A 12,183-nucleotide genomic window follows, 5' to 3' on the forward strand; every position below is an offset into this window, starting at 1 on the left:
GAGGGGCCGGCGCTGGCTGAGGGGGAAACCGGCTCGTCCGCCGTTGCTGCCCATGGCACGATTGCGTGCCATGGGGCGCATGGGGGGCGACTGGGGGCGTAGGTAGATTCTTGCGGTTCCTGGGACCCGAGGCTCTTGCGGTCCTGCGCCGAATGGAGGGGGGAGAACAGGTGGGGAATCCAAGGCTCGCGGTCTCCGATGACCAACTGGCGAGTCTCATAGCGGATCTCGACGATATGCAGGAGTACCTGAAGCGGAGAGTGCAGCGCCTCGACGACCTGGTCGATTCCGTGGCCTCCGGGTGGCGGAGCCCGGCCGCGTCCGCCTACACCTCGTTGCAGAAGAGCGTGAACGAGGACGCGGCGCGTATCCGGGAGATGCTGGTTCTGCTGGAAGAAGCGATGAAGCTGAGCCGCGACGGATTCAGCGCACAGGACATGGAAGTGCTGCGCCGGTTCCAGAACTTGCAGAAGTCGGCGACGGGGGAGCACGAAATCCTCGCTTTGGCCGGCGCTCATCAACAGTCGGGTCCGGAGGCGGGGCCGGGGCAGTCGGGGCATGTGCCGGACGCGCCGAAGAGCAAATTGGACGGGTTCTGACCGTACGAATCAGAGAAGGTCCGGGGGGACTGACATGCCGGAAGACGGCGACGCGATATCCGTCAGGTTCAGCAAGCTCACCGAGATATCGGGGGAACTCGATTCTCTGCTCAAGGATCTGAACGCAAGACTCGAAACCCTCTACCAGCGCTCGGAGAAGGTCGTGCTGAGCTGGGAGGGGGAGGCGCGGGACATGTATGTCGACAACCTCGACAAGTGGGACCGGGCCATGCAGGACATGGAAAGCGCCCAGCGGTGGCTGCACGGCGTCGTCGTCAGCGGCCACACCGGCTATGCGGCCGCCCACCGAGCCGTGCTGCGCGGGTGGGGCGGCGCCTGATGGCCACTCCGCCACCACCGCGGCCCACGCCTTCCGCCTCGCCGCCGGCGGCTGACGCAGAACCGTCCGAGCCGAGCCAGGACAGGACTCCCGAGCCGTCGCCCGGTACGTCCCCCGACCCCGACTACAAGCCGCCGCCACCACCGCCGACCGGGCGCGACGGGCTGCCGAGCGACAAGCGCCGTGCGTGGGAACGCGAGCAGATGAAGGCGCCGCCGCCGGACGCGGGCGGTGGATTCGACGTCAAGCCGGGGCACGTCTACTACACGTCCCTGCTGATACGGGACGAGCAGTTCACCTTCCACAAGGCGGGGACGCGATTCGTCCAGGAAGTCGACCACCCGCAAGCGGCGGGAAAGGGAGAAGGCCCGGACGCCTTCGCCGACATGTACGAGAAGGTCGCGAAGCGCTTTCTGGAGGTGTGGGCGAAGTGCATTCAGAGCGTCGGCGGGGTGGCGGTCGGTCTGACCGTCACCGCGAACCACTACCAGGCGGCCGACTGGTCGGCCAGGGGCATTTATGGTCCGCCGCCGCGCAGAGATCCGCCGTATGGCGTCGGTGCGGTGCACTACGGCCCGATCGCGCCCCTCAAGTGGTCCGGCACGGGGAGCAGTGACGATCCGGCGCTGCTCGCGGCCCTCAACGAGATCCCGGACATGCTCGCCGACCTGGTCGAGCCCGTGATCAAAAACGTGCTCGGCCTCGGCAAGACGTACGACATCACCCCTGGTGCGGTGACCGACGACCTCAGGGGCATCGGTGACGCCTGGCACCGGGCGGGCGCGGCGGCCAAGAGCTCCGCCAGTGGGTTCGCCGGCACTGTCGGCGGCATGACCGACGGCAGCAACAGCGAGTGGCAAGGCGCGATGAACGGCTTCTGCCAGTCGATCTGGGGCACGACGGCCTGGGGCGAACCCCGCTACCCGGACGGCACCGCCGTGCCCAGGGGCGCTGCCACGAGCGGCCGCGAATGGCGGACCAACCCCGGAAAGCCGCCTGGTTCGAGGCAGCCCGTCATCGAAGTGCTCCAGAAGACCGCGGACGCGGTGCGGAAGGAGTGCGACACCTTGATCAAGATCGCGGACACCACCACCGCCACCACCTCACGGCTGGCGTCCCAGGCGGCAAAGGCCATGGTCAACGACCTCCTGGAGGGAGCTGACACCTCGTTGTGGGAGGACCTGCTCCTGCTCATACCACCGATCGGCGCCGTCGAGAGGGCGGCCAAGGCGGTCCAGTACTTCAAGAAGCACCTGGACACGGCGGCGATGAACGCGGCAGTGGACGCCTATCAGAAGGCGTTCCACGACGCGGCCGCCGCGCTCAAGGGCTTGCTGCCCGAGCTGGACGAGGCGTACGACAGCGCGCCGACGTACGAGGCGGAGTCGGCGCGCGCGGCGGCGTACGGGGCGCGCTCTCTCGACGAGTTCAAGGCTCGCCACCGGTGGACGGGGGACGGCGACACGAGCCGGGACGTCTTCCGGGTCGACCTGGCCTCCAGTGAATGGCTGGAGAATTCGCATACGGTGAACAAGCACGTCGGGCTGACGGATGAGCAGCTTGCCCAGCGGCTGCGGGACGAGTTGAAGAAACCGCCGAGGCCGGGCACGGAATGGCCTTACGGACAGCCGAAGGTCAGTAACGCTTCGACGTTCAAGGACCTTGATTCGGCGCAGCGGATGACACAGTACACCATTGATAAGAACGCGGATGGGATCAGGAATTGGATTGAGCTTGGGCCTAAGCGGGGTGAACGCAAGGATATTGAGGTGAATGGGACGCCGTACGGGCCAAGTGGCAGCAGCATCGACAAGGTGGAGTTGAAGACCGATCGGTTCCCTTCGGGGAGGGCGAAGGAAGTCGATGGTGTTAAGGTGCAGATCTTGTACAATCCGGACCTTGATCCGCCTTTCACGGTCATGACGTCAATGCCTGTAGAGATTAAGAGAGTCCCGTGATGCGAAGAGAAGTTATGGACTACTTTACGCTCGATGGAGCTCGGGTTCTTCTTGGGCAATTCGACGTGAAGGGGATTCCTTCTGACGTTGACCAGTGGCGTCCCGCGCTGGCGCCCATGTTCCGGGCGCTATGGAACTCCGAGGTAGGGGGCGGCAGAAACCGATTCGAAGTCGCAGCTGAACTCCGGCTGGCGGCCGACATCTTCGCCTCTGACGGCCCGTACCACGCTGTGAAGAACATCCCGGAAGCTGTGCCGCGTGAGCGTACGCCCGCCGTGCTGAGGGAGATTGCGACGTATGTCGAAGAATGGGCTGTGCGCGCCAAGTCGGAGCGGCTCTATTCCGTAGAGGCCACTACCCCCGAACTGCGTCTGCGTTTCCCCCGCCTCCGGCGGATCCTCTCCATCTATTTCGGTCAGGATGGTGCTGCCATCTCGGACGACATGAGTGACGCGTCGTCTGAAGAAGGAATCCAGATGTGGATCGATGAGACGCACCCGCAGTGCCCGTGGGAACTACCGGGCGTGGCAGGCGAATGCTATGAAGCGTTGGCCCTGTTCCAGCACGAGGAGGCGTTGGATCGATTCTTCGTACAGGAACTCGGGGGCGGCTCTGGTTATCTGGATTTCGAGGAGTTCTTTCCGGTGCTGGCGCAGATGTGCATTGAGCACATGAAAGAGTTCCACCCTCCCGTGTGACACCGGTGATAGCTGCCCCGCTCCGCCCCCTCTCACGACAGGCGACCCACCATGCGTACCCGCTCCGCCACCTACTCCGACCGGGAGACCGCCCAGTGGTGTACCCAGCAGGTCGTGACCGGCAATGAGCAGGTCATCCACCGCTGGCTGGCCCAAGGGACGCGGCAGCGTCTGACCATCGAGGCGGCGTGGCCCTCCCGGGCCGAGCCGGTGGGGCGGGTGTTGCTTCAGGCGATGATGCTGGCCGGGCGGGGGCCCGTCGACGTGCGGGCCGCGCGGGTGGTGCTCAGGCGCGTGCCGGAGAGCCCGCACGGCTTCGTCGTGCACGCGACCGTCCCCATCTACCTCTAGAGAGAACCTGTGTCCTTGAAGCCGTTGGAACACAACCGTCAGTACGGGGAGTTGGACCAGGTCGTCCGCGCGTACCTGGGGCAGGTCGCCGACGACGTCCCGGAACGGCGAAGTGCCGCTCTCGATGCGTATCTGCGCCACACCTGGCACACCCGCCCCTGGGCCATCTCCACCGCGGAGGTCCAGCTGCGCGAGTACGCCCATAACCCGCCGGGCCGGCTGCGGCTGCGCCTCGGAGAGTTCTATCCGGTCCCCGACGTGGGCCTCGCCGACGCCGAGGTCGAGTCCTGGCTGCTCACTCTGGCCGATCACCTCAAGCACAGTGTCGAGGCCGGTGAGGTCCCGCCGCCGGGCGCCCCGGAGACCCACTGGGAGTGGCAGACCCGCTTCCCCGAGCTGGGGCAGTTGCTCGGTGGGTGGTTCTCCCAGGACATGCCCGACGAGTTCGAGGATCACGACGGCGCACTGCGGGACTATCTCGACACCACCGCCCCGTCGCTCGTCGCGCGACTGGCCGGCGAGCTGCACGAGTTGCTGGCGCTGGATCTGGACGAGAGCGACTGCGCGCTCGCCGTGGCCGAACTGGGGATGGAGGTCGACCCGCCCGCCCCGTACACGCCTGCCGCCTGGCTCGCGGTGATCGCCGGGCGGCTGAGCGCGTAGCGGGCGAACACCGGCCCGTACGCCACCGGCGCGTACGCCACCGATCCGTACGCCACAGACCCGTACGACACCGGTGGCGTACGGGCCTGCCGCCGAACGGGCCGGGTCCTTGGGTGGTCAGCGGATGTAGCGCCGGTCCTCTTCGACCACTGGGGCCGCCGGGGGCGGCGGTTGCATGCGGCGGCGCTTGAAGATGCTGATGTACGCGCAGATGCCGATGATGCCCACCACCATCAGGATCAGGCCGACGAGGTGCACGTTCACGCCTTGCATCTGCCAGTCGACGGCGAATGTGAGGATCGCGCCGATCGCGACCAGACCGATGCACCATCCCATGCCCATGGGTAACGCCTCCGAACTGAAGCTGATGTGGCCGTTCCGGGCTCTGGTACGTCTTCGGGTACCCGGGCTCGGAACGGCTAATCAGACAGCGGAGGCGGCGGAGGAGGCGGCAGTGGTCAGCCGATCGGGTTGACGAAGGTGGCCGGGTGGGTGGCGCCGTCCTGCTTGACGAGGGTGCCCCAGGGCCAGTTGATGTTCAGCGAGCTGGTCTCGTTGGGCGGGGTGACCTCGACGTGGGCGGGCTGGTAGAAGTTCTCCTCGTCGTCCTGGGCCATGGCGACGTTGATGGCGAAGTCGGTGCTGTCACCGGGGTTGAGGGTGATCGAGCTGTACTTGGCCGACGAGCGGGCCAGTGACCACCGCTCACCGCCGTTCTCGGACGTGAGGTCCACACCGGGGAAGCCGCCGATCACGCAGGTGCGGCCGCCCTTGTTGGTCAGCACGACGCTGGTGGTCGTCGAACCGCCGGAGTTCTTGTCCGGGGCCGCGTCATCGCCCGTCGCGAAGGAGCCGCGGAGTTCGGAGGTGTGGCAGCGCTTGGAGGCGGAGGCGCCACCGCTGTTGGCGCTGGAGCCCGCCTTGTTGCCGCGCAGGGCCGCCGACTTGTCGCTCGCGTTCTCCCCACCGGTGCTGCCGCCCTTCTCCCCGCCGGTGTTCCCGCCCTTGGCGCCGGAACCGCCCTGCGCTTCGGCACCCGAGCCGGAGGAGCCCTCCATGGAGGTGTCCGGCGCGCCGGCCGAGGTGTCCGCCTTGCCGGAGGTCTTCGTGCCGGAGGTGTCCGATCCGGAGCAGGCGGAGAGGGTCAGCGCGGCCGCCGCGGTCAGGACGGCGGCGGCGACGCGGAGGCTGCGGGTGCGGCGAGCGGTGGCGTTCATGGTGGGTTCCCCCGGGTCGTTTCGGTGTCGTTCTCTCGGTGTGACACCAATCCTGGCCGGGGGCGCTGCCGCCCTGCTGCCGCTGCGCTAATGCCCCGCTAACGGCCCCTCAACCCCCAGGTCAGGGTTCTTTTTTCTCTTCCTTCTTCTCCTTGCGCTGGGCGAAGAGTTTCACCAAATCGCTCATCACATAGCGGTTGGTGGCCTCCTCGTCGATCAAATGCATCTCCGCCAGCCGGTCCAGGCCGTCCCGCGTCAGATCGGGGTCGGCGCCGTCCAGCGCCGCCACCGCCGAGGCGTCCACGACCCTGGTGAAGCTGGTGCCGAGCGACCGCAGCAGCCGGGCGTCGTCCGCCGAGAGCCGGGCCACGGACGTACGCAGCGCCGCCGCCACCCCGGTGTCCTCGGCGGACAGAAGGGCCAGGCGACGGCGTTCGTCGCGCAGCGCCGTGGCGAGACGCGCCAGCCGCCAGCGGGGGCGGGCGGTGAGCTGGGCCGCCGCCGCGCGCAGGGCCAGCGGCAGCCCGTCGCACAGGGCCGCCAACTCGTGCGCCGCGTCCGGGTCTTCGGCGACCCGCTCCGTGCCGAGCAGCGCGCCGAGCAGCGCCACGCCGTCGGCGGGCGCGAGCGGGTGCAGCCGTACGGGCCGGGCGGAGTCCGTCGCGACCAGGCCGTCCAGCCTGCTGCGGCTGGTGACCAGGGTGGTGCAGCCGGGGCCCGCCGGGAGCAGCGGGCGTACCTGCGCGGAGCCGCGCGCGTTGTCGAGGATGACGAGCAGCCGGCGGTTCGCCGCGAGCGACCGGTAGAGCGCTGCCGCCGCCTGCGGCGAGGTGGGGATGCGGTCCGGCGGGGTGCCGAGCGCGAGCAGGAACTCGCTCAGCACCTCGATGGGCGCCGCCTCGTCGCTCTCCCCGAACCCGCGCAGGTCCGCGAAGAGCAGCCCGTCGGGGAAGTGCGTGTCGTGGGTGTGGCCCCAGCGCACCGTGCAGGCCGTCTTGCCGACCCCGGCGGGGCCGGTGACGAGCACCACGGTGCTGTCCGCGTCCGGCGGCAGGGGCGCCCCGGTGGCGGCCCCGGGCAGCGCCAGCCTGGTGATGGCGGCCAGTTCGTCCCCGCGGCCGAGGAACCCGGCCGGGGGGCGCGGGAGCAGTCGCGGAGCTGCGGGCACGCCGCGGCTTTCGGACGCCGGGGCGCCGTAGCCGGACGCGTAATCCGGCTGTTCGGGCGAGCTGGGACCGGTCTGCGCGGCCCAGGGGTCGCCCGTGCCGGACGGCTGCTGCGCGTGGGGGGCCGGGGGGCCCGTACCGCTCGCGACCCTGGGGTCGGTGGGCGCCGCCTCCGGAGGGGCCGCCTGCGGCGGGCGGCCCGTACCGGCCGCGATCCGGGGGTCGGCGGCGGGCGCGGGCCGGCCGCCGGCCTCCGGCGTGCTCGGCTGCGCCGCACCGGTCCGTGGCCACGGCCGGCGCGCACCGGCGGCCTGTCCGCCCCCGGCCGGGCGCGTACGGGCCGCGGGCTGCGACGCCGACGGCCCGCCCGCCCGCAGGATCTGCTCGTACGAGGTGCGGAGCTGCTCCCCGGGGTCGACGCCGAGGTCGTCGGAGAGGAGCCGGCGGGTGCGGTGGTACCAGTCGATGGCGTCGGACTGGCGGCCCGCCTGGAAGAGGGCCTGCATGAGGGCGGCGATCAGGCCCTCGCGCAGCGGGTGGGTGACGGCGGCCGAGTGCAGGGTCGCGGCGGCGCGGCCGTGGTCGCCCAGGGCGCCGTGGGCGGCGGCCAGGGCCTCCACGCCGGTGAGCCGGCGCTCCTCCAGGGCGTGCGCGGCGGCGGCCAGCGGGGGGCTGGAGACGGTGCCGGAGAGCGCGGGGCCCCGCCACAGGGCCAGCGCCTCCTGCAACAGCGCCACGGCGTCGTCCGGGGCATCCTCCGGGCGCGCCAGATTGACCAGTTCGCTGAACCGGTAGGTGTCGATCAGCTCCTCGGGCAGCCGCAGCAGATACGCCGAGCCGCGGGTGGTCAGCTCGACGCCGTAGGCGTCCGCGCCCCCGTCGGCCAGCGTGGCGCGGAGCTTGGATACATGGCCCTGGATGACCGTACGGGCGTGCTCGGGCGGTTCGTCCTCCCATACGGATCCGGTCAACTGCTCGACGGAGACGGTGGTGTTGGGGCGCAGCAGCAGCATGGCGAGCACGCTGCGGCGTTTGGCCGGGCCCAGGGGCAGATCTCCGGACTGGGTGGAGACGGCGACCGGGCCCAGTAGTGAGAACTCCAAATCAGCCCTCCAGGAAGGCGCTCAGCGCTGAGGCGAGCAGGTGTGGGTCGTCCGCGCCGCACAGTTCGCGGGCGGAGTGCATGGAGAGGATCGCGGCACCGATGTCGATGGTGGTGATGCCGTGCCGAGCGGCCGTGATGGGGCCGATGGTGGTGCCGCACGGCATGGAGTTGATGGAGACGAAGCTCTGCCAGGGTACGTCGGCGCGCTCGCAGGCGGCGGCGAAGGCGGCCCGGCCGCTGCCGTCCGTGGCGTAGCGCTGGTTGACGTTGACCTTGAGGATGGGGCCGCCGTTGGGGAGCGGGTGGTGGCCCGGCTCGTGGCGCTCGGCGTAGTTGGGGTGCACGGCGTGGCCGGTGTCGGAGGAGAGGCAGACGGTGCCGGCGAAGGCGCGGGCCTTGTCCTCGTAGCCGCCGCCGCGGGCGAACACGGAGCGCTCCAGGACGTTGCCGAGGAGCGGGCCGTCGGCGCCGGTGTCGGCCTGGCTGCCGTTCTCCTCGTGGTCGAAGGCGGCGAGCACCGGGATGTACGGGAGGTCGCCGCCGGCCGTCGCGGCGCCGGCCACCGCCGCGAGGGCGGCCGTCCCCGCGTGGACGGACAGGAGGTTGTCCATCCGGGGGCCGGCGACGAGCTCGCGGTCGCGGCCGAGGTAGGCGGGGGGCTCGACGCTGTGGGCCATCAGGTCCCAGCCGGTGACGTCGGCGGCCGGTACGCCCGCCTCGTCGGCGATGAAGGAGATCAGGTCGCCCTCGCGGGCGTCGCCGAGGCCCCAAATGGGCGTCATGTGGCGCTGCTTGTCGAGCTTGAGCCCCTCGCTGTGCACGGACCGGTCGAGGTGGACGGCGAGCTGCGGCACGCGCAGCAGCGGGCGGTCGACGGCGACGAGCCGGGTGGTGCCGTCGCGCAGCGTGATCCGCCCGGAGAGGCCGAGGTCGCGGTCGAGCCAGGTGTTGAGCAGCGCGCCGCCGTAGATCTCGACGGCGACCTGCCGCCAGCCGTGCGCGCCGGTGTCGGGGATGGGTTTGACGCGCAGGTTGGGGGAGTCGGTATGGGCTCCGACGATGCGGTACGGGGTGGCCGGGGTCGCGCCGCGCGGTACGTACCAGGCGATGATCGCGCCGCCCCGGAGTACGTACTTGCCGCCGGCCGTCTCGTCCGTCCCCGCCGCGCCGGGGGGCGGGGTCCACGATTCGGTCTCGGAGACCTGGCGGAATCCGGCCTTCTCCAGCCGTGCGGCCGCGTTCGCCACCGCGTGGTACGGGGACGGGCTCGCGGCGAGGAAGGACATCATGTCGTCGGTGTGGCCGCGGTCGAAGCGGTGCGCAGAGCTCATGACCTCAGGATAAGGATCAGAACTGAAGAACGGACGGGGTCCGGCCCCCACTGTGAGGGAATCGGGCCCCGTCCACGGGGGCTATCGTCGGTTTTCGGACCGGCGGCCCGGCGGCCGGGCCTTTTCGAGGTCCGGCCGCCGGGCCGTTTCGCGGCTCGTCTCGTGAAGAGCTCTCGCCGCTGGGGCTCGGAGAGCGCTCGGAAGGAGCCTGGGAGCGCTCGGAAAGGGCCTTGGATCGCTCGGACGGAGCCTCGGAGACTTGGAGAGAGCCCCCGTCGCGGGTCAGAAAGAGCTCTCGTCCAGCTCCATCAGGGACTGGTCCACGGACTCGGCCAGCGAGCGGGAGACGGAGACGTTCGGCAGGACGTTGTGCGCGAAGAACTTCGCGGCGGCGACCTTGCCCGCGTAGAACGCCGTGTCCTTGGCGGGCAGGGACTTGGCGGGCAGGGACTTGGCGTCGGCGATCTTGTCCGCGGCCACGGCCGCGCCCCTGAGCAGCAGGTAGCCGATGACGACGTCGCCGGAGGCGAGCAGCAGCCGGGTGGTGTTGAGGCCGACCTTGTAGATGGACTTGACGTCCTGCTCGGTGGCGGCGAGGTCGGTCAGCATCGCGCCGACGATCGCCTCCAGGTCGACGGCGGCCTTGGCGAGCTCGTCGCGGGCGGGGGCCAGGTCCTCGCCGCCGGCGGCCTCGGCGAGGAACTTCTTGATCTCCTCGGAGAGGGCGGTCAGCGCCTGGCCCTGGTCGCGGACGATCTTCCGGAAGAAGAAGTCCTGGCCCTGGATGGCGGTGGTGCCCTCGTAGAGGGTGTCGATCTTGGCGTCCCGGATGTACTGCTCGATCGGGTACTCCTGGAGGTACCCGGAGCCGCCGAAGGTCTGCAGGGACTGCGCGAGCTGCTCGTACGACTTCTCGGAGCCGTAGCCCTTGACGATGGGGAGCAGCAGGTCGTTGAGGCGGTGCGCGGCCTTGGCCTCGGCCTCCTCGCCGGCGGCCTCCCGGACGATGATCTCGTCCTGTACGGACGCGGTGTAGAGCACCAGGGCGCGCATGCCCTCGGCGTACGCCTTCTGCGTCATGAGCGAGCGGCGCACGTCGGGGTGGTGGGTGATGGTGACGCGCGGCGCGGACTTGTCGGTGAAGGCGGCGAGGTCGGGGCCCTGGACGCGCTCCTTGGCGTACTCCAGGGCGTTGAGGTAGCCGGTGGAGAGGGTGGCGATGGCCTTCGTGCCGACCATCATCCGCGCGAACTCGATGATCTTGAACATCTGGCGGATGCCGTCGTGCTTCTCGCCGAGCAGCCAGCCCTTGGCGGGGTGGTTGGCGCCGAACGTCATCTCGCAGGTGTTGGACGCCTTGAGGCCCATCTTGTGCTCGACGTTGGTCGCGTAGGCGCCGTTGCGCTCGCCCAGCTCGCCGCTCTCCCAGTCGAAATCGTACTTGGGCACGACGAAGAGGGAGAGGCCCTTGGTGCCGGGGCCGTGGCCCTCGGGGCGGGCGAGGACGAAGTGGATGATGTTCTCGGACATGTCGTGCTCGCCCGAGGTGATGAACCGCTTCACGCCCTCGATGTGCCAGGAGCCGTCGTCCTGCTGGACGGCCTTCGTGCGGCCCGCGCCGACGTCGGAGCCCGCGTCGGGCTCGGTGAGCACCATGGTGGAGCCCCACTGGCGGTCGACCATGCGCTGCGCGATGGCGTGCTGCGCCTCGGTGCCCTCCTCGTGCAGGACGCCGGCGAAGGCGGGGCCGGAGGCGTACATCCAGATGGCGGGGTTGGCGCCGAGGACCGTCTCGGCGAAGGCCCACAGCAGGGAGCGGGGCGAGGTGGTGCCGCCGATCTCCTCCGGGATGCCGAGGCGCCACCAGTCGGCGTCCATGTACGCCTGGTAGCTCTTCTTGAAGGCTTCGGGGACCGGCGCGGTGCTGGTCTCCGGGTCGAAGACCGGCGGGTTGCGGTCGGCGTCGGTGAAGGAGTCGGCCAGCTCGTTCTCGGAGAGGCGGGCGATCTCCGAGAGGATGCTCTTGGCGGTGTCGACGTCCATCTCCGCGAACGGGCCGGTGCCGTACAGCTTGTCGCGGCCGAGAACCTCGAAGAGGTTGAACTCGATGTCGCGGAGATTCGACTTGTAATGCCCCATGGCGACGGCTCCGTAAGGTTCGGGAGACAGTGATCTCGTATGCATACCAATCGGTAACCACCATGATGCTACCCGTGGGTAATAACAGGCAACCCCCAATGGTCCAACTGTGACTCAGTACGCTCGTAGGCATGTACGGCTACGACCAGAACGCGGGCGCGGGGCAGGGATACGCCGCGCCGCCCCCGCCGCCGCAGCATCCGCAGCCCGGCGGCTACGGCGAGCAGCCGCTCTACCCCGAGCCGTCGCCGCCCTCCCTCGCCGACGCGGTGCGCGCCTTCACGACCGGCTCGATGTCGGCCGAGGACTTCCAGGGCATCTTCTCGACGTCCAAGATCTACTGCCCGCGCGGTGACAATCCGGGCTTCCTCGCGCTGCACAACACCCAGCAGCCGGTGATCCCGATGTTCACCTCGCTCAAGGAGCTGCGGCGGTACGCCGGGAAGGAGTCCAAGTACTTCGTGATCACCGGCGCCGAGGTGATCGACCTGCTTCCGACCGGGTACGGCTTCGTGCTCGACATGGAGGGCGACCACCGGATGGTCTTCGACGCGAAGTCGGTGGAGCAGATGGTCGACTTCGCTATGCGCCGTATGTACGGATAGATCCCGCCCTT

At 69.6% G+C, this 12,183-nt stretch carries 12 protein-coding genes; 7 read left to right on the forward strand and 5 right to left on the reverse strand.

The annotated features are described in order from the left end of the window. Positions 1–152 precede the first annotated feature (152 nt). From AC07AB_RS02960 to AC07AB_RS02985, 6 genes are all read left to right on the forward strand, one after another. Positions 153–599, forward strand: coding sequence for a WXG100 family type VII secretion target (locus AC07AB_RS02960; protein ID WP_478559721.1), 447 nt, complete (start codon positions 153–155; stop codon positions 597–599). Between the two features lie 34 nt (positions 600–633). Further along, complete coding sequence (locus AC07AB_RS02965; RefSeq protein WP_478558986.1) at positions 634–939, forward strand: WXG100 family type VII secretion target; 306 nt, start codon at positions 634–636, stop codon at positions 937–939. Positions 940–1,325: 386 nt separating this feature from the next. Next, positions 1,326–2,897, forward strand: a complete 1,572-nt coding sequence (locus tag AC07AB_RS02970) for an RNase A-like domain-containing protein (protein WP_478558989.1) — start codon at positions 1,326–1,328, stop codon at positions 2,895–2,897. Positions 2,898–2,911: 14 nt separating this feature from the next. Next, positions 2,912–3,595: a hypothetical protein gene (locus AC07AB_RS02975; RefSeq protein ID WP_478558992.1), complete on the forward strand. Its 684-nt coding sequence runs from the start codon at positions 2,912–2,914 to the stop codon at positions 3,593–3,595. A gap of 51 nt (positions 3,596–3,646) precedes the next feature. Next, positions 3,647–3,946: an RNase A-like domain-containing protein gene (locus AC07AB_RS02980; RefSeq protein ID WP_478558995.1), complete on the forward strand. Its 300-nt coding sequence runs from the start codon at positions 3,647–3,649 to the stop codon at positions 3,944–3,946. A gap of 9 nt (positions 3,947–3,955) precedes the next feature. After that, positions 3,956–4,609 (forward strand): contact-dependent growth inhibition system immunity protein, encoded by a 654-nt coding sequence (locus AC07AB_RS02985; protein WP_478558998.1) that lies wholly within the window; start codon positions 3,956–3,958, stop codon positions 4,607–4,609. A 117-nt stretch (positions 4,610–4,726) separates the two neighbouring features. On the opposite strand, the gene AC07AB_RS02990 is transcribed toward AC07AB_RS02985, so the two are convergent. From AC07AB_RS02990 to AC07AB_RS03010, 5 genes are all read right to left on the reverse strand, one after another. Next, entirely contained in the window at positions 4,727–4,951 is a 225-nt protein-coding gene (locus AC07AB_RS02990; RefSeq protein ID WP_478559001.1) for a DUF6458 family protein, read from the reverse strand. A gap of 116 nt (positions 4,952–5,067) precedes the next feature. Next, positions 5,068–5,826, reverse strand: coding sequence for a DUF4232 domain-containing protein (locus AC07AB_RS02995; RefSeq protein ID WP_478559004.1), 759 nt, complete (start codon positions 5,824–5,826; stop codon positions 5,068–5,070). A gap of 121 nt (positions 5,827–5,947) precedes the next feature. Beyond that, the gene (locus tag AC07AB_RS03000; RefSeq protein WP_478559007.1) at positions 5,948–8,095 is read right to left on the reverse strand and encodes an AfsR/SARP family transcriptional regulator; all 2,148 of its coding nucleotides are present in this window, start codon (positions 8,093–8,095) and stop codon (positions 5,948–5,950) included. 1 nt (position 8,096) lies between these two features. Next, positions 8,097–9,428 carry a M18 family aminopeptidase gene (locus AC07AB_RS03005; protein ID WP_478559010.1) on the reverse strand — a complete coding sequence of 444 codons (1,332 nt, stop codon included), beginning with the start codon at positions 9,426–9,428 and terminating at the stop codon, positions 8,097–8,099. A 282-nt stretch (positions 9,429–9,710) separates the two neighbouring features. Next, positions 9,711–11,567: an acyl-CoA dehydrogenase gene (locus AC07AB_RS03010; protein WP_478559013.1), complete on the reverse strand. Its 1,857-nt coding sequence runs from the start codon at positions 11,565–11,567 to the stop codon at positions 9,711–9,713. 131 nt (positions 11,568–11,698) lie between these two features. On the opposite strand from AC07AB_RS03010, the gene AC07AB_RS03015 reads away from it, so the two are divergent. Further along, on the forward strand, positions 11,699–12,172 hold the full coding sequence (locus AC07AB_RS03015; RefSeq protein WP_478559016.1) for an SseB family protein: 474 nt from the start codon (positions 11,699–11,701) through the stop codon (positions 12,170–12,172). Positions 12,173–12,183 lie beyond the last annotated feature (11 nt).

It is taken from the genome of Streptomyces sp. NPDC044033, assembly GCF_056434425.1.